The sequence below is a fragment of the Nitrospira calida genome, from assembly GCF_976986435.1.
In genome coordinates this window covers 2160747-2185176 of sequence record NZ_OZ335950.1, presented here as the reverse complement: position 1 = coordinate 2185176, position 24430 = coordinate 2160747, and the positions used below count along the sequence as shown (strand labels likewise).

The 24430-nt window shown below is 61.3% G+C and carries 20 protein-coding genes; 9 read left to right on the top strand and 11 right to left on the bottom strand.

Going from position 1 to position 24430, the window contains the following annotated elements; genetic code table 11:
- Position 1: 1 nt before the first annotated feature.
- From ACWHTU_RS10730 to ACWHTU_RS10720, 3 genes are all read right to left on the bottom strand, one after another.
- On the bottom strand, positions 2–1708 hold the full coding sequence (locus ACWHTU_RS10730; protein ID WP_447859348.1) for an NADH-quinone oxidoreductase subunit 5 family protein: 1707 nt from the start codon (positions 1706–1708) through the stop codon (positions 2–4).
- A 212-nt stretch (positions 1709–1920) separates the two neighbouring features.
- Positions 1921–2442 (bottom strand): peptidylprolyl isomerase, encoded by a 522-nt coding sequence (locus ACWHTU_RS10725; protein ID WP_447859347.1) that lies wholly within the window; start codon positions 2440–2442, stop codon positions 1921–1923.
- Positions 2443–2505: 63 nt separating this feature from the next.
- Positions 2506–3813: an MFS transporter gene (locus ACWHTU_RS10720; protein WP_447859346.1), complete on the bottom strand. Its 1308-nt coding sequence runs from the start codon at positions 3811–3813 to the stop codon at positions 2506–2508.
- A gap of 194 nt (positions 3814–4007) precedes the next feature.
- Here ACWHTU_RS10720 and ACWHTU_RS10715 point away from each other — a divergent pair, with 194 nt between their 5' ends.
- The 6 genes from ACWHTU_RS10715 to ACWHTU_RS10690 all read left to right on the top strand — a co-directional run bounded on the left by ACWHTU_RS10715 (position 4008) and on the right by ACWHTU_RS10690 (position 13863).
- Positions 4008–7373 carry a YhdP family protein gene (locus tag ACWHTU_RS10715; protein ID WP_447859345.1) on the top strand — a complete coding sequence of 1122 codons (3366 nt, stop codon included), beginning with the start codon at positions 4008–4010 and terminating at the stop codon, positions 7371–7373.
- A gap of 161 nt (positions 7374–7534) precedes the next feature.
- Complete coding sequence (locus ACWHTU_RS10710) at positions 7535–8671, top strand: M24 family metallopeptidase (protein ID WP_447859344.1); 1137 nt, start codon at positions 7535–7537, stop codon at positions 8669–8671.
- Positions 8672–8764: 93 nt separating this feature from the next.
- Positions 8765–9736: a succinate dehydrogenase/fumarate reductase iron-sulfur subunit gene (locus ACWHTU_RS10705; protein ID WP_447859343.1), complete on the top strand. Its 972-nt coding sequence runs from the start codon at positions 8765–8767 to the stop codon at positions 9734–9736.
- Between the two features lie 6 nt (positions 9737–9742).
- The gene (locus ACWHTU_RS10700) at positions 9743–10177 is read left to right on the top strand and encodes an archease (protein ID WP_447859342.1); all 435 of its coding nucleotides are present in this window, start codon (positions 9743–9745) and stop codon (positions 10175–10177) included.
- A 109-nt stretch (positions 10178–10286) separates the two neighbouring features.
- Positions 10287–13235 carry an intein-containing RctB family protein gene (locus ACWHTU_RS10695; RefSeq protein WP_447859341.1) on the top strand — a complete coding sequence of 983 codons (2949 nt, stop codon included), beginning with the start codon at positions 10287–10289 and terminating at the stop codon, positions 13233–13235.
- A gap of 274 nt (positions 13236–13509) precedes the next feature.
- Positions 13510–13863 (top strand): PilZ domain-containing protein, encoded by a 354-nt coding sequence (locus ACWHTU_RS10690; protein WP_447859340.1) that lies wholly within the window; start codon positions 13510–13512, stop codon positions 13861–13863.
- Positions 13864–13944: 81 nt separating this feature from the next.
- Here ACWHTU_RS10690 and ACWHTU_RS10685 read toward each other — a convergent pair whose 3' ends face one another.
- The 4 genes from ACWHTU_RS10685 to ACWHTU_RS10670 form a co-directional block, all read right to left on the bottom strand.
- On the bottom strand, positions 13945–15642 hold the full coding sequence (locus ACWHTU_RS10685; RefSeq protein WP_447859339.1) for a tetratricopeptide repeat protein: 1698 nt from the start codon (positions 15640–15642) through the stop codon (positions 13945–13947).
- 147 nt (positions 15643–15789) lie between these two features.
- The gene (gene sthA / locus ACWHTU_RS10680; protein WP_447859338.1) at positions 15790–17208 is read right to left on the bottom strand and encodes a Si-specific NAD(P)(+) transhydrogenase; all 1419 of its coding nucleotides are present in this window, start codon (positions 17206–17208) and stop codon (positions 15790–15792) included.
- Complete coding sequence (locus ACWHTU_RS10675; RefSeq protein ID WP_447859337.1) at positions 17205–18074, bottom strand: HDOD domain-containing protein; 870 nt, start codon at positions 18072–18074, stop codon at positions 17205–17207. Before ACWHTU_RS10675 ends, sthA begins: the two co-directional genes overlap by 4 nt.
- Before the next feature lie 569 nt (positions 18075–18643).
- Positions 18644–19003: a PilZ domain-containing protein gene (locus tag ACWHTU_RS10670; RefSeq protein WP_447859336.1), complete on the bottom strand. Its 360-nt coding sequence runs from the start codon at positions 19001–19003 to the stop codon at positions 18644–18646.
- A gap of 197 nt (positions 19004–19200) precedes the next feature.
- Between ACWHTU_RS10670 and ACWHTU_RS10665 the strand changes: the two genes are divergently transcribed.
- The 3 genes from ACWHTU_RS10665 (at position 19201) to ACWHTU_RS10655 (ending at position 21013) form a co-directional block, all read left to right on the top strand.
- Positions 19201–19644 (top strand): hypothetical protein, encoded by a 444-nt coding sequence (locus ACWHTU_RS10665; protein WP_447859335.1) that lies wholly within the window; start codon positions 19201–19203, stop codon positions 19642–19644.
- Positions 19645–19714: 70 nt separating this feature from the next.
- Positions 19715–20656: a CoB--CoM heterodisulfide reductase iron-sulfur subunit B family protein gene (locus tag ACWHTU_RS10660; protein ID WP_447859334.1), complete on the top strand. Its 942-nt coding sequence runs from the start codon at positions 19715–19717 to the stop codon at positions 20654–20656.
- Positions 20657–20692: 36 nt separating this feature from the next.
- Positions 20693–21013, top strand: a complete 321-nt coding sequence (locus ACWHTU_RS10655) for a cupin domain-containing protein (protein ID WP_447859333.1) — start codon at positions 20693–20695, stop codon at positions 21011–21013.
- Positions 21014–21134: 121 nt separating this feature from the next.
- Here the strand turns inward: ACWHTU_RS10655 and ACWHTU_RS10650 are convergent, their stop codons facing one another.
- From ACWHTU_RS10650 to ACWHTU_RS10635, 4 genes are read right to left on the bottom strand one after another with little or no spacing between them, the layout of a single operon-like run.
- Entirely contained in the window at positions 21135–21647 is a 513-nt protein-coding gene (locus tag ACWHTU_RS10650; protein WP_447859332.1) for a hypothetical protein, read from the bottom strand.
- Between the two features lie 26 nt (positions 21648–21673).
- Complete coding sequence (locus tag ACWHTU_RS10645; RefSeq protein WP_447859331.1) at positions 21674–22351, bottom strand: FMN-binding protein; 678 nt, start codon at positions 22349–22351, stop codon at positions 21674–21676.
- Complete coding sequence (locus ACWHTU_RS10640; RefSeq protein WP_447859329.1) at positions 22348–22830, bottom strand: hypothetical protein; 483 nt, start codon at positions 22828–22830, stop codon at positions 22348–22350. Before ACWHTU_RS10640 ends, ACWHTU_RS10645 begins: the two co-directional genes overlap by 4 nt.
- Before the next feature lie 55 nt (positions 22831–22885).
- On the bottom strand, positions 22886–24394 hold the full coding sequence (locus ACWHTU_RS10635) for a hypothetical protein (RefSeq protein ID WP_447859328.1): 1509 nt from the start codon (positions 24392–24394) through the stop codon (positions 22886–22888).
- Positions 24395–24430 lie beyond the last annotated feature (36 nt).

Here is a 24430-nt window from a genome sequence, read left to right as displayed (position 1 = left end):
ATCACCGGCCGGTCATGGTCGTCTCCGACATGCACCGCCGCAGGCGCGCCGGAGATCCGCTGAGGCTCTGAACCGCATCTTCCACGTAGAGGCCGTGCAGAAACGCGACGTACAGACGGATGTGGATGGTCTCCATCCAGTCAGGAAGCAGTCGCAGGCCATGCGCCCTGCCGTAAAGAATGACCCATACCCCCACAACGAGGACCGCTGAAAGCGCCACGAACACCTCAAACAGCCCCCACGGCCAGGCTGCCGCCTGGAAGTACGCGGCGGGTTCGCCCGGCCTTGGATAGAGAAAATGGGTGAACGACTCACCGGCCCATAAGTAGGTCAGCCCGATGAAGGCTAACGTTGCGAGCATGGTGGCGGATACTTTCCACGAGGCGACCTCGGTGAGCCGGTAGAGGCTGAAGACAGCCTGCGCCGACGTCACCCAGGCGAAAAAGAGGAAAATCACCGCGCCTTGCGCCTCGAAGAGCGGCACATGCACCAGACCGTGGGCGATGAGCAGGATAACGAGGGGAAGTACCAGCGTGACGGCCAAGCCGGTGGCCCAGGTCATCAGCGAGAAGCCCGACGCTTCGCGGACCGGATGGTGGCCCGGCAGCTTGAATTCGATTCGCGCCCGGTGGATGTTCGATCCGGAATTCAGGAACAGCGTGGCCTTGAACAAGCCGTGGGCGCAAAGGTGGAAGATCGCCAATGCGAACGCACCCAAGCCGCATTCCATGACCATGTACCCCATTTGTCCCATCGTCGAGTAGACGAGCGTGCGTTTGATGCTGGGCTGGGTCAGCATGGTGGCGGCCCCGATCAGAGCGGTCAGGGCCCCGATGATGAATAGGAGATACAACGTCGTCGGGGCCATCCCGTAGAGAGGCGCCAACCGGTTCACCAAAAATCCCCCGGCGTTCACAATGCCGGCATGGAGCATGGCGGACACGGGCGTTGGAGCTTCAATCGTACCGGACAACCAGACATGGAACGGGAACTGGGCCGACTTGGTCATCACGGAGGCCACGAGCACCAGAGTCGCCACGGTGACGGCGCTGATCTCCCAGTCGGTCGCAATTCGAAACGTGGGAACCAAGGAAGGTTGTTCCACGAGCTGGAAGAGGTCGGGCAGATCAAGGGTGCCAAACGCGGCGTAGAGCCATGCCACCCCAATGAGCAGTGCAGCGTCGCCAATCCCGTGCACGTACAACGTCGTCCGACCCGCCTGCCGCGCCGCCGGCCTAGTGTCGTCGAAGGAAAGCAGGGCTCGCAGCAACCACGTCATGGCGTGCCAGCAGATGAAGAGCCACAGCAGATTTCCGGTGGTGACCAGGCTGAGCAGGACGAATGTCAAGAGACTCAGCAGGGTGAAGAACCTGACGTATCCCGGATCGCTGCGCATGTAGCGCCGAGAATACACATGGATCACGAGGCTGACGGCAGTGATCAAGACCATCATCACAGCGGCCAGCCGATCCACGAGCCACGTCGGAGTCGCGAAAGCCAACAGAGCGGGCATCCCGGGCAGACGGAGAACAACCGGTTCCTGATGAACGGTCTGGTAGAGGGTCAGCACAGCGGCGACGGCGGCGACCGCCAGTGCGCCGATGCCGATCTTGGCGACTCGTTCCCCGAGCAAAGCGCCCAGGGCGGTGATCAGACCGCTGGCAAGAAGCGGCGCTCCGATTGCAATGAAGGCGAGGGTGAACGGCATACGACTTTTTGCCTCAACGAAGCTTGGCGTAAGGTTGTCAGCAAGATCAATACCGTTCCGAGAACATCGGCGGGGCGCGATGCAACAGCTTGATGCTTGGTTGGAAAATCACCGCAGTCCAGAGCAAGCGGCGACAGGTTCCAACGCGTCAGGAGGAGATCGGTTGTGCGCCGCCGCACGTCGTGCATGGGCGCACCTGCAGCGGGCGGTGATTATTCCTTCACCACCACGGTCATTGTGATGGGCTCAAGAGGATTGTCGAACTCGTCGCGCGGGACAGCGACGATCTTGTCCACTACATCCATCCCGCGAAAGACCTCGCCGAAGACGGTGTAGCGACGGTCCAGGCCGCTCGCATCCGCCACGCAGATGAAGAATTGCGACCCGCTATCATTGAAGTCGCGCGTGCTGTTGCTCTCACGCGGCACCTTGGCCATCGACACTGCACCGCGCTTGTGGGGACGGTCGTTCGGTTCTGGGTTGAGCCAATAGCCTGGCCCCCCGGTGCCGTGCAGCTTGCGATCCGGTTCCTTGCTCAGCGGATCTCCTCCTTGAATGATGAATCCGGGAACGACGCGATGGAAGGTCGTGCCGTTATAGAAGCCGAGCTTCGCCAGATTGATGAAGTTCTCGACGTGTCTAGGCGCTTCTTCGGGATAGAAACGGATCGTAATCTCTCCGAATTTCGTGATGATCGTCGCCCGCGGATTTTTCTTCTCAAACTGGATGACCATGCTTCGTGACCTCGTTCGGCAATCTACCAAGCCGGCACCGCCGACGGCAAGGGCGCTGTATTCCTAATCGCTTCCGCGCAACCCCTTGCCTGGATCAATCTTTAGCCACATCAGCCCTCCCAGAATGGCGATCAGCGCCGCAACGCCCAGCGAGACGGACCACCCCCATTGCTCGGCCAACCAGGGCGTCAAGGTCGGCGAGAGGCTTCCTCCGAGGTTGGCGCCGGTATTCATGAGTCCGGACAGGGTGCCGGCATGGGCTTTAGACAAATCGGCGGTCGACGCCCAATAGGCTCCCACTGTAAAGTACAGCCAACCCGCCCCCAGCGAGAGGCACAGGATCGCGATCCACGCGGAATCGACCGCGGCGCCGAGAGCGATCACCGTGCCGGAGAGCAGCATGCCCGCCATTCCCGTGGCGCTCCGGCCCTTCGTCACGCCGTAGGCGGCTGCCAGCCGGTCGGTTACCCACCCGCCGAGCGGGCAGAACACCAGAATGGCCAGAAACGGAGCGGATGCGAAGACTGCGCCCCGCAACTCGCCAAACCCGCGCACGTTCACCAAGTAGAGATAGAACCACGACATGTACACATAGGCGACATAGCCCAGGCAACTGTAACTGAGCACGAGCCACCACACGGTCGGCGTGGCGGCGATGGCTTTCCAGGGCGTCTTCCCGGACACGGAGGTCTCACCGTCGGTCCGGCGGGACGCCGGGCCCTCCCGCCGCTTGGAACCGGTCGTCCGCGTCTGCCGCGCCGGATGATCCGCGGTGCACCAATACCAGAAGCCGGCGATCAGCAGCCCCAGCGCAGCCGACCAGTAGAACACCGTCTGCCACCCAAAGTTCACCATGAGCCAGGCGGCAATCGGCGGTGTCAGCGCCGAGCCGACCCCGATGCCGCCGATGGCGATCCCGATGCCCAATCCCCGCTCCTGCGGATCGAGCCAGTCCGCCACCGCCCGGTTGAAGTTCGGCAAGGCTGCTGCCTCGCCGATGCCGAGCAGAAACCTGACGAGGGCGAGCGAACCGGCGATTCCGACCAGGTCCACCAGCGGCAGTATGGCGGCGACCGCGGTCAACGCCGTGAAGAGCGACCACCAGAGCACCGCCGCGGTTAACACGCGACGTGCGCCCCAGCGATCCCCCAACCACCCTCCGGGAATCTGAAAGAGCGCATAGCCCAGCACGAAGGCGGAGAAGATGCGTCCCATTTGGCCGTCCGTCAACCCGAAAGCCGGCATCATCTGCCTGGCTGTGACGGAAATGTTGACCCGGTCGACGTAGGTCACCACGCTGATGGCGAACAGCAGGGCAAGGACGGTCCACCGGGCGTGCAGCGAATGAACCGGCGGCGCGGAAAACCTCACAGGAATTCCCCTCAGACGGAATGGGTCGGCGTCCGGCGCATTATATCCGTTCCGTCGCCGACCGGCGAGAGAAGCCGGACACGGCGTTTACGCGACACGCCGGAGGAGATGGGCCAATCGGTGGATTTCCCCCCATCGATCCGGTAAGATGATGGTCAATACGTACTTCCCTGATCCATTCAACCGGAGGAGGAGTGAGGGTTCGTTTCGGCGCGCTGTTCCTTGCGCTGCTAGTCCTTGTGCTGCTCGGCGTGGTCTTCTCCCGCCCCCTGACCGGCCAGGATTATCTCAAAGAGTTTTTTCTCCGGCAGATCGAGCGCAGCATTGGGCGCAAAATCGACGTGGGACACGTCAAGCTTGTCGTCTTTCCCAGGGTCCGGCTCGAGCTGAGTCAGGTGGTCGTGCATGACCGCGATCCGACCCGTATCCTCCTGACCGCCAGGCGGGTGGATATGGTGCTTCGTCTCATCCCGTTGCTGCGCCGGCAGGTGGTCGGCAAGCGGTTGTTGATCGAAGATCCGCAGGTGACCCTGCGCCGGGGTCGGGATGGCCAGTGGAACATCCTCGCCGATGCGGAGGCCCAGAACGTGCAGGACGGGTCCGCCCTGAAGGCGTTGGGGCAGATTCTGCGCGTCCGCGAGGCGGCTCTGTTGAACGGCACCGTGACAATCCTCGACGATTCCCGTCCGGATGGGCCTCGGCGCCTGCAACTCAACACCGTCGATGCGACGCTCTCAGTTCCGCCCGGACGGCCGCGCGCCGATGTTCACCTCGCCGCGACACTATCCGGACAAGAGGGCGTGTCGGCGGTGTCCCTGACCGGGGTCGTGGCCGGCGCCGGCGCGCCGGCCACGTTGGCCGCCGAGGAGCCGGTGGAGGCCCGGGCGTTTCTCCAGTTCGACGGTCGGCTCGAGGCGGCCAATCTCCACCTTCGCGAGCTGGCGGACTTCTTCGGCCCGCGGCCGGTCCCGGAAGGTTTGGCCGGGGTGGCCAATTTGCGCGCCGGCTTGCGGATTGTGCCCGGTGTCGCGGGCTACGACGTCTTGCTATCCGACATCAGCGCCAACGTCGATCGCCTCGCCTTGAGCGGCAGGGCCAACCTGTCCGGACTGTTCACGTCCCAGCCGACCTTCTCGGTCACGTTTTCTTCCGCGGCGATCGACTTGCACGAGTTGCTGTCGCATGTGCCGCCGCAGTGGATCCACGCCGACCTGCAGCCGGTCATCGCCGAACGCCAGATTGGCGGGATCGTCGAGGCCGTGACCGCGACGCTGACCGGGTCTATCGCGGCGACGGCGCCTGTGTCCCTCACCGGCGAATTTCGAGTTCGGCAGGGCCGCGCGTTGATCGGGCAGGATCGTGTCCCGGCACGCGACCTTGCGGCAACGGTGCTGGTCGAAGCCGGGCGGATCCGGGTCCTGGGTTTGACCGGGCAATACGGCGACATCCGGATCTTGCAAGGTAAGGCGATGGTGTCATTTTTGGAAGCCGGGCCCTGGCTCGAGATGGAACTGTCCGGTAGCATGGAGGCGGCTGGGCTGGTACGTCTGCTTGCCAAGTCCCTTCACTCCGACCGCGTATCCGCGTTCCTGGCCGAGGCGCGGGACGTGACCGGAGAGGCTCTGCCGACGTTCCGGTTGGTCGGCCCGCTCAACCAGCCTGGAGGTGTCACCTTCGTCGGGGGAGAAATCATCGCCCGGAACGTCGGACTGACCAGTCCGTCCTTGCCGGAGCGCCTCAGGGATCTTCAGGGGCGACTGGTGCTGTCGGAAACCGGCACGCAACTCGATCAAGTCAGCGGCCGGTTGGGCGAGATGTTCTTCCAGCTTCACGGCACGATCACCGGCGGCGCGATCAGCGCCTTCGAGGGATTCGTCGTTCGAGCGCGGAGCGACGCGGCCTTCCTGGCCTGGTTGTTCCCGGCCGGCGTCTTTTCTGATGGTTCTTTGCAGGGGCCGATCGTTGCCGCCGTGGCGCTTTCCGGAAGCACTGCGACGCCGCAACTGCGCGGCCAGGTGGTGCTCGACGAAGCCAAATGGGTTCTTCCCGGCCTGGGGGAAAAACCGCCCGGCGCCCCGGCCATGCTGGAATTCGACGGCAACCTCGCGTCCGGCACTACGTTCACCGTGACCAAGCTCGAACTGGTCCTGCCATCTCTGCGCCTGGCGACCAAAGGCAAGATCCAACTCGGCAAGCGGTTCGCGCTCGACGTGTCCCTCACGACGGGCACCTTGTCGCTCTCTAGCCTGCCGGAATGGCTCTCGACGGCGGGAATCGAAGCCGGCAAGCTGGAAGTCTCTCTGGACATCAAGGGATCGAACCCCGACTGGCGCACGTGGCGGATCAACGGATGGCTGGCTCTGACCAACGGTCTGATGCTGGCCAGGGGATTGGATGGGCATGTGCAGGACCTGTACGTCCGGCTGAAGTTGATCCGCAACCACGCAGAGCTCAAACGGTTGGCGTTTCGGATCGGCGACAGCGATCTGGCGATGTCCGGCACGATCAAAAACTGGACTCATAAGCCGCTCATTACGGCCAAGATCGAGTCCTCCTACTTGGATATCGACCTGCTGATTCCCAAAGGGGCCCGCTCACCGATCCGCGACTTTTTGGAAACGCTGGCGGCCACCAGCCGCGTCAGCGCCACCGCCACCATCGACCGCGGCATCTACAAGAAGCTGCGCTTTGGCGGGCTGTCCTGTCGGATCACGATCGAAGACGGGATTCTAGACGTGGACCGGATCGCCGGACAATCCGACGGCGGACAGGTCGCGGGACGGATCGTTGTACGGCTCCCCCGGCTGGCGCCGGCGGAAGCCGAAGCGTCGGTCCGGGTCACCGGCATGCGGTTCGAGGAATTGCTTCCGCTGCTCGGCACGGAAGAGCATTGGGTGACCGGAGCGCTTAAACTGACTGGCTCGCTGCGCGGGCACGGCCGGAACCCACACGGCGTCTTTCCCACACTCGGCGGGAAAGCCACGGTGTTGATCGAAGACGGCCGCATTTTTAAAAACGACAAGCGGGCGATTTGGAAAGTTCTGAGCATTCTCAATCTGCCCGCAGTGCTGCAGGGCAAAGTCGATCTCGATAAAGAGGGGCTCCCGTTTAACCGACTGTCGGCCACTATTTCTGCGCGTAACGGACTGATCGAATCGGAAGACATCATTCTCGACAGCCCGGTCCTGAAAATCACGGCAGCCGGCAACTACGATCTGGCCACCGATCAGCTCAACATGGTCTGGGCCGTCAGCCCCTTTGGCTCCTATTCGCAATTCCTGAAATCGATTCCGCTGTTCGGACGGCTGCTGGCGGGCGAACGGAAGGGCATCGCCACGGCCCTCTTCCAAGTGAAAGGCTCTATCGAAGACCCGGAAGTGACCTACCTGCCGATGAAATCCTTCGCCACCGGCCTGACCGGCCTGGCGCAGTTGGCCTTCGACGTGCTCAAGAACGCGCTCACGTTGCCGGTGGATCTCGTCAGCCCCGATGAGAAACCTGCGGACGCCACAGAAAAAGCGCCACCGTCCGAGGCACCGCCGGCCCCTGTGTCGCCTTGACCCTCCTCGGACCGCGTGATAGCATCCGTTTGGATCGTCTACGCAAAAGCCAGCAGTCCTTGCAGCCAATAGCCGGTCGCGGGTGGCCGAATAGTTCGGATCTTTTCGGGGGTGTTCGCGACGAGCGATCGGCTAGATTCATCCGGCAGCCGGGAGCGCCTATGACGACCGCCGACCGCGCAACTCTGTTCATCGCCGCCAGCGAAACCGACTCGAATCTGTACTACGCCACACGGTTCATCGCACCCGATCCCTTTATCTATTTGGAGATCAAGGGGGAGCGGCTGGTTGTCATGAGCGATTTGGAATTGGACCGCGCCCGCAGCCAAGCGCGGGTCGATCGGGTATTGTCCTACTCCGAGTTCGAGCGGCGGGCCAAGGATCAGGGCGTAACCGAACCCGGTCCGGTGGACATCGTGCATCTGGTTTTGCGGGAGGCGGGCCTCGCGGAGCTGTTGGTGCCCGGCAACTTCCCGTACATCCACGCCTGCCGCCTGCAGGAACTGGGGTACCGGCTCCACACCAAACGCGAGCCGTTCTTCGAGCAGCGAGTTATCAAGACGGCCGAGGAGGTGGGCCATATCGAAGCGACGCAGCGGGCCACGGAGGCGGCGGTCGCGGCGGCGCACCAGGCCCTGCGGCGGGCCTCCGTGCGGGACGGCGTGTTGTGGCTCGATGGCGAGCCATTGACTTCTGAGCGCGTCAAAAAGCTGATCAACATGACGCTCATGGAACAGGATTGCGTCGCTCAACACACCATCGTCGCCGGCGGCGAACAGGCCTGCGATCCTCACCACGAAGGCAGCGGCCCGCTGCCGGCGGACCGTAGCATTATCTTCGACGTCTTCCCTCGCTCAGCCACCTCGCGTTATTTCGCCGATATGTCGAGGACCGTCGTGCGGGGCCGGGCTTCGACCGAGCTGAAAAAACTGTACCAAACGGTGAAAGACGCCCAAGAAGAGGCGATCACCAAGATCCGGGATGGCGCCGACGGCGCCAAGATCCATCAAGGCGTCTGCGAGCGATTCGACAAGGCCGGCTACAAGACCGGTTTAGTGAACGGACGCATGCAGGGGTACTTTCACGGGACTGGCCACGGCGTCGGGCTGGATATCCACGAGGCGCCGCGCATTAGCCGCACGGGCTCCATTTTGCAGGAGGGCCACGTGGTCACGGTTGAGCCTGGCCTCTACTACCCGGGACTGGGTGCCGTCCGGATCGAAGACATGGTCCTGGTCACCCGCGATGGCTGCCGCAATCTCACGGACTATCCTAAGACCTTTGAACTCAGTGATTGAGCGTGGAGGCGATGGGTGATTGTGTCTTCTGATCCGAACCAGTTGCCCTGCTACTCAATCACGTAGTGACGGAAGTCGCTACTCACTCTTCCCATGCGCCTGACCTTCACCATTCAACGCTACAATCCGGAAATCGACGTCCATCCCCATTTTGAAGAGTACCGGCTCGAAGTCGGCCGGGGGCTGACGGTCCTGGAAGCCCTGATCCGCATCAAGAACGAACAGGACGGCAGCCTCTCGCTTCGGTATTCCTGCCGATCCGCCATTTGCGGCTCCTGCGCGATGGAGATCAACGGCTCGGAAAAGCTGGCCTGTCGCACTTCCGTCCGCAAAGAATTGGAACGCCACGGCAGGATCGTCGTCGCGCCGCTCCGTAATTTACCGGTCATCAAGGACCTCGTGGTCGACATGTCGTCGTTTTGGGGAAAGATCCGGGCGGTCACGCCCTGGCTGCTGGCCGAACCGAGCGCAGGAGGCGATCGTCCCCCCGGCCCGATGACGCTCATGCCGCAGAGTTATGAATTCCACAATGTGGACGCCTGTATCATGTGCGGCGCCTGCGTGGCTGCCTGCACGGTGCATGAAGTCTCCAAAGAGTTTTTGGGGCCGGCGGCCTTGGCCAAGGCCGACCGCTTTCTGGCGGACCCGCGCGAACCGGAGACCAGCAAGCGCTTCCGGCTGAAAGAATTGGAAAAGGACCACGGCATCTGGGACTGTACGCGCTGCAATTTCTGTGTGCAGGTGTGCCCCAAGGATGTGAAGCCCATGGAGGCCATCGTGCGCTTGCGCCGGGCAGCGATCCAACGCGGCCTGACCGCAACCGGCGGCGCGCGGCACATTCTAGGCTTTGCGGATCTCATCGAGCGACAAGGTCGCCTGAACGAGGCGATCATGCCGCTCAAGGTGGTCGGCTTCGACTGGAAGCGGCTGCTGAGCGTGATTCCATTGGGGATCAAGATGCTGCTGAAGGGAAAGGTGCCCAATCCTCTGGGCCACTCCATTGAAGGGATCGAGTACGTGCGTTCCCTCTTCGCTGCCGCACGCCGTCGCGTCAAACCGACGTAAGGCGCCATGCCGCCCTCCTTCAGATTTCTCGAGGACGTGGCGCTCGCCGATGCCGCGTTCGAAGCCACGGGCGACTCTCCTTCGGAGGTGTTCCAAGCCGCGGCGCAGGCGGTGATTGAGACCCTGGCCGACCCGCGAACCGTCGCCGCCGCCCGGCGGCTCACAATCACGCGCGAAGACGAGGACCTCGCCGCACTGCTGTTTGATTGGCTGTCCGAAATCGTGTATGTCAAAGATGCGCAAGGTGTGGTGTTCCGGGAGGCCGTCCCTGTAGTCAGACAGGAAAACGGGCGGTGGCGGTTGGACGCGACGCTGGTCGGCGCCCCGGTGGATCCCGCGACGCAGGAGTTGCGGGCGGACGTGAAGGGCGTAACCAAACATCTGTACGAGCTGAAGCAGGAGGGCATCCGTTGGAAGGCTCGAGTGGTGTTGGATATATGAAGCGTGCGACGCATGACCGGCGAGGCGCGCGAAAGACTTCTTCTCGTCGCGCGAGTCTCGCGCGTCCCATCCGTATGTCTCGCCAGGATCGCCCTCATGGTGAGGTGATATGAAGCTGAATACCGAAATGGCGGTGAACCGCATCGCCGATGAAATCTGGGAAATTCCTCCGTCGGAGAAGCCGGGCATGCTCGTGCCGGCCCGCATTTACGCGACGGAGCGGATCCTCGAAACGATGGATCGCGGCGTCTTCGACCAGGTGACGAACGTCGCCTGTTTGCCCGGCATCCGCCGTTACGCCCTTTGCATGCCGGACGGTCATTGGGGATACGGATTCCCCATCGGCGGGGTGGCGGCGTTCGACACGGGCGAGGGAGTCATTTCACCCGGCGGAGTGGGTTATGACGTCAACTGCCTCGATGGAGACTCGCAGATTCTTCACGAACTAGGATATTGGCGACCTATCAAATCGCTCGACGCCGAGTGGCCCGGATTTCGGGTCACCTGCGTGAATCCCTCCCATACGGTCCAGAGTGCCGAGGTTGGAGCGTTCCTCATCAAGACGCCGACCTCTTCGGTCCTGCGGGTCACCACTGAATCGGGGCGGCAGATCTATGCCACCGCCGATCATCCCTTCCTCACGAGACGAGGAATGGTTGCTCTTGGCAGACTCGTTCCCGGTGATCAAGTATCTGTCTATCCGTTTGACGGCGTGCCTTATCAGGCTCCCAGGAGGGATTTGTTGTTGACTGAAAGAGAGCTCGCCGCAATCTATCGAGGCACTGAAAATGGTTTAGCACAGGCGCTGAAGGCTCTTCGACAGCGGAATCTCCTGCCTTTAACCATGGATAACCCGAAACTCCCTCGTTTGATCAGGCTGATGGGATTTGTCCAAGGTGCTGGGCACCTGCAATTGGGGAACGGAGGGCGGGCCAAGATTGGACTGTATGGAGAACCGGAGGATCTTGCAGCTATTCGACGTGATATTGAGGCCATTGGTTTCCGCACCTCACGAGTGTACGCACGGTCGCGAACGCACGAGATCATGACTCACTCTGGTCGTAAGAGCTTCAGGAGAACCGAAACAGCCATTCATGTCCGTTCGTCGGCTCTGGCGTTGCTGTTGGTCGCCCTAGGAGTTTCCGGGGGAAACAAAGCAGGACAGAATTTTGGCGTGCCCTTCTGGCTGGATCGGGCTCCTCTTTGGATGAAGCGACTGTATTTGGCCGCCTTCTTTGGTGCCGAGCTATCCAGTCCGAGAGCAGTGACAGGACATCCTGACAACTTCTCCGGACCGATCTTGTCGGTCAATAAACGGTCGTCTGTGGCGCCGAGCGGGAAAGCCTTCATGACGCACATGCAGACATGGCTTCAGGAATTCGGCGTCGCAAGCACGTTACTGGCCGACCGCGAGAAGTGCGCCAATACGGTTAGACTGCGCCTGCAAATCTCGTCTGAGCCGGACAATCTCATCCGCCTTTGGACCCGCATTGGCTATGACTACAACCGGCGGAAACAATACCTGGCCAACGTGGCTGCCCACTATCTCAAGCTAAAGACCGGGGTGCTTCAAGAACGAGCAACCGGCATCGAAAAGGCAGTTACCTTGAGAAAGACAACCGGCGCATCGGTCAAAGCGATCACTGATGCGATCGGCTCACCATATATCAATGAACGCTTCGTCGCCCGTAGCTTCTGGGAAGGTAGGTGCTTGAGCGTCGGGATCGGAACCGCCTTTGCCGATTTCCACGAATTCCTCAGTGATAGGACAGAAGGTCTGGGAACAACCGGACAGGTATGGGATACGATTATCCACATCGAGTCGGTGGATCATCGAGGACCGGTCTATGATCTGACGGTCTTAGACGACCATCATAACTTCATCGCCAATGGATTTGTGGTTTCCAACTGCGGCATGCGCCTGATCCGAACCGATCTCACGCTAGCCGATGTGCAGCCTCGGCTGGAGACGCTGATGACCGAATTGTTCCGCAAGGTTCCTGCCGGGGTGGGATCAACCGGATTCGTGCGGGTGACCCGCCGCGAATTCGAGGATGTCATGCGCAAGGGAGCCCGGTGGTGCGTGGAAAAAGGCTACGGGTGGCACGAGGACCTGGCGAGGATCGAAGAAGGGGGATGCATCGCCGGCGCGGACCCATCGAAGGTCAGCGATCACGCGGTGGAACGCGGCATCAATCAACTGGGCACGTTGGGATCCGGCAACCATTATTTGGAAGTGCAGGTCGTCTCCGACGACCGGATCTTTGATCCGCAGGTCGCCGCGGCGCTCGGCATCACCGGTCATGACCAGATCGTGGTGATGGTCCACTGCGGCTCGCGCGGGTTCGGCCATCAGGTCGCGAGTGACTACCTGAAGGTGTTCGAAAAAGCTATGCGCCGGTACGGCATCACCGTGAAAGACCAGCAACTGGCCTGCGCGCCGTTCCGATCGCCCGAGGGGCAGGACTATTTCGCCGCCATGAACTGCGCGGCGAACAGCGCCTTCGCCAACCGCCAGGTGATCACGCACCAGATTCGCCAAGCCTTCGCTGCCGTCTTCGGCAAGTCGGCCGAAGAACTGGGCATGCACGTGGTCTACGACGTGGCGCACAATATCGCCAAGGTGGAACGCTATCCGGAAGGCGAGCTGGTTGTCCACCGAAAGGGGTCCACCAGGGCCTTCGGTCCCGGCCGGCCTGAGCTGCCGGAGATCTATCGCGCGATCGGACAACCGGTCATTTGCGGCGGCTCGATGGAAACCGGCTCCTATCTGTTGGTCGGCACCGAGCGCGCGATGCAGGAGACGTTCGGCTCGACCATGCATGGGTCAGGCCGGACGATGTCGCGGGCGCAGGCCAAGAAATCCGTCCGCGGCGAGCAGCTTCAACGGGAGATGAAGCAGCGGGGGATCCTTGTCAAAGCGGTGTCGATGTCGGGTCTGGCGGAGGAGGCCGGCTTCGCCTACAAGAATATCTCGGACGTGGTTGAAACGGTGGATCGGGCGGGGATCACCAAAAAGGTGGCGGAGCTGCGGCCGATCGGGAATATTAAAGGATAATGATGTGATGGTGTGTGGCTGCTGTTCAGAAAATGCGGGTCCTGTCACCGACCAGCCGGGGACCCGTTGCTCTTTCTCAATGCAATGGGTGCAAGCTCGCACCCCGCCCGGTGTAGGGACCTCGCTGCGGGGGCACCTGTTGCATTCCCGGAGCAACGGGTCCCGGGGCGCCCAAGGTCGGCGCCACCCGCATTTTTCTGCAGTACCGGTGAGCCGCAGGCTCATGAAATGACGAAATGTCAGGCCACGATCGGCCGGACGTCAGGGAGGAGTAGTGGAGCAGCGGCGGTGTCCGCGGTTTCCAGTGCGGTTTCGGAGTTCCTTCACCTCCGCCAACGTGGTCGGCGGGGAGGGGAGCGTGATCGACCTCTCGATCCGCGGCTGCCGCGTGGACAGCAACGTGACGGTCATGCCCGGAACGACGTTGGAACTCCGCATCCATGCAACCGAGCATGAACCGCCGATTGCCGTCGACCAAGCGATTGTCCGGTGGGCAAGGAACCACCTGTTCGGCGTGGAGTTCATGAGCCTGCAACCCGGCGAATGGGCCCGCCTTCAGCATCTCGTCAAGGAATTGGAGCAGGAGCCCTACGTGAAGAAGGCGGCGGACGAGGCGTCATCGTCCTGAACGCCTGCGCGGCTCACGGAGGCGGAAACCTCGTCGCGGAGAGATGTTCCGCGCGGCGGACCGGACCGAGCGTCGAGGCGGTTACGCGTTGTGTCGGTGGCCGTACAGGAGGGTGATATTGATTCGGCGGCTTTCGTACTCGTCCTTGAACGTGAACCGGTCGGTCTGGTGGAAGAGGTCGGAGTTGAAGACGACGGCGCGGTTCGCACGGTAGGGAATCCGCACCGCTTTGGCTCCGGCGCCCGCCAGCCAGTCGAAAATCTTCTGCCGGTTCTTGTCGTTGTTATATTCCTTGAAGTTCCAAGCGCGTGGCGCTTCTTTGTCCCACACGACCAGCCCGCCCGTCTCGGAATCCAGATTGGCTTCGTCCGGCGTGATCCAGAAATTCACGTTGACGGCGGCCGCATCCGCGTGCACGCTGAGCCCTCGCCGCTGGCTGTCGTATTTGAACGCCCAAGCTTGGGTGAGGCGGTGCTGCTTGAAGATGCTCGGAAACTTGAGCCGCAATTCTTCGGCGATCTGCAGGAGCAAAGGGGTGGCAAAGCCGTCGCCCAGGAACGTGCCGAGGTAGCCGTTTTCGTACTCCTTCTTCCAGATCGTCGATTCCAAGCAAAACCGGCGCAGGGAAGCTAAGGCCTCATTGGTGAGTAGATCGTCGATATAGATGATCTCGGGCCGTGCGGCGTTGTAGCGGGCTTCAATGGCTTCGACATCCAGATCGGGGTTCACCGCGCCTCCCGGCAGCCGTTCGCAGGCCGCGCGGTGGAGCACTCGGTTGAACGACGGCGCCACGAGATCCATGTCCCGTTGATCGACGCGGATGCAGGTTGCCGTTGAGGCGTCTTCGCGAGCTTGCTGATCCAGCCGTTTCAGGGCGTCACGGTAGACCGCGTATGCCTCGCCAAGGAGGCCGCGGTCGAACAGATACTGAATCTGCTCCGCGTCGTGCTTCAGCCGGGACTTGGAAATCAGGGTCTCCGTCACGCGACACCCATGATCGTGTTTGGCCCGAGCTGATGCCCCGAGGCAGGAGAGGGCCCGGTCAAATTCGCCTCTCCAGATGGACACAATGCCAAGGTTGTACCTCGCCTTGACATAATCCGGCTGCACCCGGATCGCCTGCTCGAACGCCGCCACGGCCTCGTCCCACTCGCCTTGTTCCATCAACGCCAATCCGAGATTGTTGTGAGCCTCCACATGGCCGGGCTTGATTGTCAGAGCCTGTCGATAGGCTTGGATGGCGTCGCCCACCAGGCCTTGCTCTTTGAGGACGGTGCCCAGATTATTGTACGCGTCTGCATAGCTCGGGTTGACGCGCAGCGCCCTCCGATACGCCTGCTCGGCTTGGGTGAGTTGGCCGAGCTCTTTGTGGACATTGCCCATATTGATCAAGGCCTCAACGTACTCGGGTTTTGCGGAGATGGCGCGCTGATACGCGGAGATCGCTTCTTCGGCCCGTCCGGCTCGTTGCAGCACGACGCCAAAATTGAACCAGTAGAGCGGCTGATTGGGATGTTGCTGAACCGCGCGGTCGAGCAGCTTGCTCGCAAGGTCGAGCTTGCCGACGCGGTACGCGACAAGGCCCAGAGCATGCAGCGCCTCCGGGTGTTCGGGGCTCATCTGGAGAACGAGCCGGTACACCCGTTCGGCTTCCTGCAGGCGCCCGGCCTGATGGTGTGACTTGGCTTCGTCCAGCAGCGTGGCGACCGCAAAACTGTCCGGCGGAGGACCCAGCCTGCCGCGGAGCTTTTCCAGTCGCCGCCGCTCCGCCCGATTCATGGAGGCCCCCGTTGACGGTGAAGCCATCAACCCAGGCTGCCACAGCGTACCCGAAAACCAACGGGCGAGTCAAAGCGAAGAAAGCAGGAGCGGGGACAAAAATCTAGAACGGCGCGCGAATCAGATTGGGGAAAAAAAGAAAATACCTTACGACCGTCGCGCCTGCGCCGTCCGCCGCCGGCGTTGCTCGATGATGTCCAGTGCAGCCATGCGATATGCTTCGGCGAATGTCGGAAAATTGAAGATGCCCTCGGCGAAGGCGCCGATCGAGGCGCCGTGCTGCAATGCCATCTGGCCGAGATGGATCAGTTCGGTCGCGCCTTCCCCGACGATCTGCACGCCCAGCAGGCGCTCGCCAGCGGGATCGGCAACCATCTTCAGCAAGCCGTCGTCGACGCCGGAGATCTGGCCGCGGGCGACTTCGTCGAAACGGGCTCGGCCCACCAGCGCAGCGCCGTGCCGCTCGGTCGCTTGCCCCTCGTCCAGCCCGACGCTGGCCATTTCCGGAATCGTAGAGATGCCGAGAGGAATGGTCTCCGGCGCGCCGTCGATCGGCAGGCCCAGCGCATGGCGGACCGCGCGCCGGCCCTGTTCCATCGCATAGGAAGCGAGGCCGGGCGGTCCGATCGCATCGCCAGCCACATAGATGTGCGGCACCACCGTCTGGCAATATTCATTGACAGCGAGTGTGCCCTTTTCGGTCGTCGAGAGTCCGGCGGCCTCCAGATTGAGATCTTCCAGATTCGGTTGTCGCCCGAGCGCAACCAGCAGCTTGTCGCTCGAGATCGTCCCGCCGTCTGCCAGCGTGGTGACCACCTGCGATACGCCGTCCCAACGGACCCGGGTCACGGTCTGCCGCCCGCAATAGCGCCCACCTTGTCGTTCGAAGCTCTGGAGAAATTTCCCAACGATCTCCTCATCGAGAAACTGCATAGGGCGCTCGGTCCGATCGACCATAGTCACCTTCACGCCCAGGAGGCTGAAGATCGACGCATACTCCGATGCTACGATGCCCCCGCCCAATACCGTCAGGGATCGCGGCAAGTAGATCATCGAGAGAATCGAGTCGCCGTCAAGAATGTTCTCATGGTCGATCGGAATATTCGGCGGAATACGGGGCCGCGACCCGGTGGCGATCACGATCGTCTCCGCCGTGAACCGCTGGATGCCGCCGTCCACCGACAGCATTTCGACGAGCCGGTCCGACAGGAATCGCGCACGACCGTGGAAGTGGAACACGCCGTGTCTGGTCAGGTGATCGGCTATAGAGGCAGCGTGCGCCTTGACCGCTTCGTCCAGGCGGTGCATCAAGACGGACACCGCGGCGTCTTGTCGCAGCCGAAATTCGGACACCGCCGTCGACCGCTTCAACCGCTCCACTTGTAACGCGGTCTCGCGGAGCATTTTACTGGGAATCGTTCTCCTAGCGGCGCAGGCTCCGCCCACACCCGGCTCCCGCTCGATCACGGCCGCGCGCTTACCCGCTTTGGCGCCTTGAACGGCGGCCGTCTGGCCGGCCGGCCCGCCCCCGATGACAAGAATGTCAAACGCCGCGACCGCGCTCATACGGCCATCGCCTCGACCACGGCCAAAATCTGATCTTTGGCGGCGAGCAGAGTGTCCACGTCGTTCGGATACAGATTGAGGTCGGCGAAAACCGGATGATCTCGCACGGAGTGGTTGTCGAAGGCCTTCGGTACGAGGAGGTAGGTCGCCAACCGATCGGCCAAACAGGTGATCATGACTTCCTGGCGGAACGTCGGGGCATGCTCATAGCACGCCGAATACGCGATGGCTTCCGCCACCTGCTTCGGTAACCCCCACTTTTCAGCGATCAGCGTCCCCACACGGACGTGATAGCCCTCCAGCAACGTCATCACCGCCTCGCGCTCTAGCGGCGTATGGAGTTGCTTCGATACCTCCGCGACCGTCTTCAACACGACCGGCTTGCCGATCGCGTGCAACAACCCGCAGAGATAGGCGCTCTCCACGTTGTGTCGGCGGAGGCGGGCGATTTCCTTTGCGTAGGCGCCGCTGCCCAGGGCATGTTTCCAGAGTTGCTTGACGTCCGCTTCATGGCCCGGCACCTGGTAGGCGCCAGCCTTGAGCGACGCGGTAAACGCGATCTCGGACAGCAGCGTCAGGCCCAACATCGCGACGGCGTGTTGCAGAGAGACGATCGGCGTGCGTGGCATGTAGGCCGGAGAGTTGGCGATCCGCAGCACGTGGGCGGCCAGCGCCTGGTCCTGATGAATCAGCGCCGACAGACGGGCCGCGTCCGCCGACGGATCGTGGATCAACGCCATGATGCGGCTGGCGACCTGGGGAAGCAGAGGCAAATCCACGGCCCCGCTTTCGATCCTCCGGACGAGTTCGCACTCCACCTGTTGCATAGAGTCAGCGATCGCGGGATGATCGGTTCCGATAGTCATAGCTCCTCTCCGGCATGTATGCTGCCCGTTGATCCCAAGGCAATTCGGTACAGACTCTTGTCGGCCGGATAACACGGAAACCTTAGCCTCCGGCTAGCCTCGGCCAAACGGCCAATGGCTTGATCTGTGAACGATCCCGTCAGCAGAAGAATGTTCAGAGAGGAAAGAGAGCAGAAATAAGCAAGAGGGGACTTTCTCCCTCGAAAGCCCCCTCCTGGGCGCTTAGGACGCCTTCCAACCTTGATGGATGTGACTGTCGCTCGGTTTTTGCCAGACCCGACGATCGGCAGAGAACGAAATCCATCCGTTCACGTGATGGCGTGAATGGAACGACCGATTGATCGGTCTTCCGACTCCGCTAAATAGGCCGAACACCCGTCAACCTGCAGCGGCAATGCGCCGTGGAGTCCGTTCGCATTTGGCCACTCAATCGGAAAGTTCCGCTCGTGAGGCGAGCGCTGCCGTCGCCGGGCCGCGGTGGTCCGGGGGACTCAGGTCGTTCATGGGTGACCCCTCCTGGTTAAACCCAACAGGGTCTCGGGCCGGCCGGTCGCGTGACACCCGACCGGTCACGACGCCATCCGATATTGCCGTTCGACTTGGCACAGATAATCGGTCAATGCCGTCTGCTGAGCAGCGGTCAGCTCGCCGAACTTAATCCCGTGCGTGTACCCTTGGCCGGTGGTTTCCACGTGCACGACGCTGCCGGCGAATTCAAAATGCCGGAGAACACCGTCGGTCATTCGCGTGAGCTTGACGTGGATGCGAGACCCGGGCAGGAGACACAACGGCAAATGCAACGAGAGGCCGCCTTCGCTTACGTCCTTCAAATGGCCGACAGCCAGCGAACGGCGATCGGGATGGGAGAGCACTTCTGCCCAATCCGTATCGGGCACCCGATGATCGAACCGACTTCCGTGGTCCGTCATGGTCTCTGTTCCCCAAGCCGATTCTACGATACTCTGCTCGAGGAGCTCTTGCAAGCTCGAAGTTGCTCTGGAGGATCCCATGAGTCGCGTTGAGTCTTCAGCAAGCCGGTGACTTCGGTCTTCACGCCCGGTATACTCCTGCCGTAGCGCAAGAACGACGGCGAGAGGCATCTCACACCGGAGGAAGCAACACGAACATGGCGCGCATGGCGCGGCTTGCACTTCTTGTTGCGGCAGTGGCGTTCTGGAGTTTCAGCCGACAGGCGACGGCTGTTGAGGGGAATTCATCCATGACGACCGAACGGGTCCAACGCGAGGCTCAGGACGCCGTCGAAACGACCAAGGAATCTACGGTTCAGCGGAAGGAAGCGTTCCAGAGGAAAATTCAGGAAGAACTGGACGAGATGCAGGCGCAGATCGCCAGCCTGAGGGCCAAAACCGATCAGGCGTCTGCCGAAGCCCGGGCGAAGGTGCAACAGATGATCGCCGATCTGGAAAAGAAAAAGGAAGCGGCTCGCAAACGACTGGAAGAGTTAAAGTCCGCGGGTGCCTCTGCCTGGGCCGATTTGCAAAGGGGAATGACCGCGGCGCTGGAGGATCTCAGACGCTCGTATAGAAAGGCGCTGTCGCATCTGCCGTGAGGGACGTTGCCAGATCGCGCCTAGCGCGATCCGGCGGGCATGGGAGAAGAGAGGAGAAAGAGGATCGGTCATGGCCCTGCGATATGCGTTGTTTCCTGGCTGTGCGGCGAAGGGCGCTACTCCGGAACTCTACCAGTCCACGATGGCGATCATCGGCCGGCTGGGCATCGAGGTGGTGGAACTGGCGGCGGCTTCCTGTTGCGGAGCGGGTGTGGTCACCGAGGCTGATCCCGAGGTCGCGTTGGCGCTGAACGCCAGGACGTTCGCCCAGGCTGAGCAGCTTGGGTTGGACGTCATGACGATCTGCGGCACTTGCCAGGGCGTCATGGGCGCGGCCAACAAGCGGCTCAAAGCAGAACCGGCGCTTTTGGATCGGATCAATGCGTTGCTCGCTCAGGACGGTCTCACGTATCGGGGAACCGTCCAGGTCAAACATCTGCTTTGGATCGTGGTGCGGGAGGTCGGCTTGTCGCGTCTGGCCCAGGAAGTCCGGATTCCCTTGAGCGATTTCCGTATCGCTCCATTTTACGGGTGCTACATTCTCCGTCCTTCCTGGGATCTCGGATTCGATGACCCTGAAAATCCCAAGTCATTGGAGAAGGTCATCAGAGCCGTAGGCGGCGAACCGGTTGCCTATGCCGGGCGTACGAAGTGCTGCGGCTTTCCGATCATCCTGGAAAAGGAAGCGATCGCAGTGGCGATGGCGGGCGCCAACATGAAAGAGGCGAAGGACGAAGGAGCGGACTGTATGGTCACTCCCTGTCCTTTGTGCCACATGAGTCTGGATATCTACCAAGACCGAGCCGGGAAAGCGGCCAATGCGAACCTGCAATTGCCCATCCTGCATTTGCCCCAGTTGCTGGGGCTCGCGATGGGGGTGCCGGCGAAAGATTTAGGCGTGTCCCGCCATTTGGTGCCGGTGGATTCGATCGTACGAAGGGTCGAGCGATCACGAACACCAAGCGATCAGCCCTCGGCTCTCACCGACCAGCGGTCAGCCGTTAACCGCTAACAGCCGATAGCGATTCAAGGCGAGGAGTCGAAACGCATGAAAGTCATTAATCTTTCGGATTATTCGCAATTTAGCCAAGAGAAGATGAAGAAAAACAATATCTTTCAGACTCCCCGGTTGTTTTGCGATCTGTATTGCTTCGAACCGGGGCAGGAGCAGAAAGGGCATGTCCACGGCGACCAGGACAAGGTCTATCTAGTGCTGGAAGGGCAGGGTACCTTCACGGTCGGATCAGACACGCAGGTTTTGGGTCCTGGCCAGGGAACCCTGGCTCCAGCCGGCGAGCCGCACGGAGTGACCAATCACACCAACGCCCGGTTGAAAGTGCTGGTCATTGTCGCCCCTAATCCCTCGTGAGCCGGCCGGCTTGACTCCTCTTCGTTTTCTTCAAGTGACGCTCGAGCGAAAGATAGTGCGGTGGCGCGATTTCCGATCAAAAGTTCCGGCAGGCTGAGGTCTGGCGAAACCGGTTACATGATCATTCCTCGTTCTTTTTGGCGATCAACGGTTGCTGAAGGAACCACATTTCATACAGTGGAATGACGAACATCACCAGAAAACTGATCAGCATCAGAGAATCGCCAGCCAGCATGGTCAGCACAAAGATCGGAGACACGTAACTGATCAGCCATGGCGACGCCAGATCGAGCATCACCCCGGAGAACGCCGCCCACGTCATGCTCACCTTCATGCCGTTGCTTACACCAGTGAGATACAGCACGTGCGCGAGAATCATGAACACCACCGGCATCGTGAAGAGATGGAAGTGGGTGATCTCGGCCAGTTCGCGGAAAGACATGGGTTCGCCGAAGGTTGCGTCGGAGCCCCGGTAATGATCGGCGATGCCTTGCGGTGACAGGCCGGTCATGCTGTGCGCCCAGAAAAACGAGAACGCAAACCCCGTCAGCATCAGGAACAAGAACAGCGTGTACAGCAACCTGATCTGACGATCGGAATCCCGCAGGCGGAACCGAGTGTTGAAATTGCGCATGCCCGAGAGCCCGACCCGCGTTCCCGCTAAAAGCCGAATAGCGAACCGAAGAACCCTTTCTCCGCCTGGCGAGTCTGGACCGTATCGCTGCCGATTCCCTGGGGTTTGAGATATAACTCGTCGATCAGCACGAGCGCGCGCTTGACGCCGGCGCTCATCGAGCGCACCGACATCGTCGCGCCGCTGATGTTGATGATGTCTTTATTGATGCGGATCGGGTCGAAGACGGTCTTGCCCTCGTACTGAACGTTGAAGCGTTTCATTCGGACTTCGCTGCCTCGCGCCTCGCGGAACACGAGCAACTCGACATTGGTACATCGTCCCTGCGCGTCGACACCGACCATATAGGTCATCGGCTTGTGCTTGCCTATCGTGTTCTGGACCATGGCATAGCCATCCACGGTCGCGCCGGTCTTGCCGATGTAGACTTCGAACGATTCTTCCGGAAATTTCCAGCCAATGCGGGACTCAACCCGGGCTTTCTGCTCCGGGCTGAGCCTGAGCGTCTCCTTCCGAATGCGCTCCGATCTCGGAAACATGAGCTTCAGTGCCTCTTCCTCGGTCAGATAGACCTCCGCGTGCATCATTTCCTGCTCGGTGAGATAGCGTTTCAGCTCGCTGTCCCAAATCCGTTCCGCCCAAACCGGGATCGAGAGGACGAGCACCACCGAGGCGGCAACGACAGGGATGGGCAACGTCTTCATGCGGAAGAGCAGCCTTTCTCTTGCAGCTTGGCATAAAGCCGCGCCAGCACCGCGTCCATCGCTTCTGCCGAGGGGTCGATTGGCCACCACCGGGTGGCCTGTTGCGTCACGCCGCCTCGCGCATGCCATCGTTGCCGAGTTTCCAGCACGCTGACAGCGGTGACGTCGCGCTGCGAGGTCAATGCGAGCGTCAGGCGAGCCCGCTCTTTGTTGCCGAAACCTTCCCGGCGAAAGATCCCATACGGACGTTCTCGGCCTTCCATTTCGACCCAGCCGGTTTCGATTAGCCCCTTTTCCTTGTCTTGAAGGGTCAGCGGGCGATCCTTCACGGATTCCACGGCGGCATCCCACACGGTGTCATATGGACAGACAAAATAGTGTTCTTGCCCGCCGCTCAGCGTGGTGCAACCACCGCCGGTCACGATGACCAGAAAAGCGGTGGCGGCGAGCGGGGTCCGCGCGATGTTATGCGATTTCATCGGCATACCGGAGCCGGTGCGCTCTTTCGACTCGAAAGGTTGCGCCGGCGGCTCGTTAAAAATACGTCGCGGCCGAAATGACGAACGCGCTGTCGTGAATCCGCTGAGCTGAATTGGGATTGAAAGCCTGCGGCATGTATTGATAGCTCATCTTGAACACGGTGTCCTCGATCGGCCGGTAATTCAGACCGAACGAAATTTCTTCCAGGTCGCCCTCGCCCCCCGAGAAGTCCATGTTCGTGTTGACCCTGTCATATCGGACGACGGCTGTGAACGTGGAACCCTCGCCAAACCGCTTCGGCGACCACTTGGCCAAGAATTCGGGCATGAAGTGATAGTTCCCCTGAATGTAGAACCCCTGCATCCGCTGCGGCGGGATCCCCAGGGGATTGAGGCCGCCCAATCCGGTTAATAACGAACCTGGGGCGAAGCCGATCGTGTTGCCGGTGATGGCCCGGGAATTATGTCTCGCGTAAGCCCAGGCCGCTTCGCCGATGACCTCGAACGGTCCTCTCTGGAGGGTCCAGTCCACGGCGAAAATACTGAGGGGGTTGTAATTGGAACCATATGGCCCCCCTTGCGGGGCCGCATTGCCGTAATATCCCGATCCAGCGACTTCGATGCCGAGCACCGGGCTGAACGCCACACGGCCAGCGACAGCCTTGCCGTTGTTGATATCGAAGCCGTCGTCGGTTCCGCATTTCCGTTGGCGGGCCCCGCGTGTGCCCGACGCCTCGTTGATCGTGGGACTGCCGTTGGGTTCATAGCCGCATGGTCCCGTGGTGACATACAGCTCGTAATCCAACTTGGAGGTGCGACCGGGATAAAAGGTGCCGTAGATCCCTGACCCGGTTTCTGCCACCGTGGTGGGGATGATGAATTGGTTGACCAACGGCCGGTCTGTCAGATCGTTCAGCGGAGAATCGTGCAACAAGTTGAATTTGCCGATGGGAACCAACAGGATGCCGGCCCGCAGGTTGATCGGCTCTTTGATCAGATAGTCGATGTGGGCGAATTCGAGTCCGAACTCGAGCTCCCGGTTGCCTCCGCCTTGTTCGCGAATGCCATGCTCGATTTCCAGCTCGGCCGCCATCTTCACATGCTCCGTAATATCCGCGTAAATGAAGGGCACGAAGCGCTGCTGGTCGAAGTTGTTGCTGAGGCCGCCGAATCCGTTTTCGATGCTGCTCCTCCGATGGGATCGATACTGAATGTCCATGTAGCCGCCGACGATGGCTTTGGGCGCCGCGACGAACGGCTTCGCGTAGACCAACCGCCCTGATCCGGTAGAGCCGAAAGACAACGCCGGTTGCCGCTCGGCGCGCCGTTCCCGTCCGACCTCCGGAAGCGGGCCGACGCCCGGCTCCTCTACGGGCGCCTCCGGTCTGATCACTTCAGGTCTTTCAACCCCGGGCGGAATTCCTTCCCGTTCGCGTTTTTCTCGTTCTTCCAGCATTTGTTCCAGCTTCTTGACTCGTTCTTCCAAGGCCTTTTCGTCCGCCATTGCGGGGAAGGCCAGCATCGGACACAGCATCAGAGCCCCGAGGATCGACCGCATCCGCATCGGAAACCTCCATCGAAAAAGGGTGGTGGTCTGACT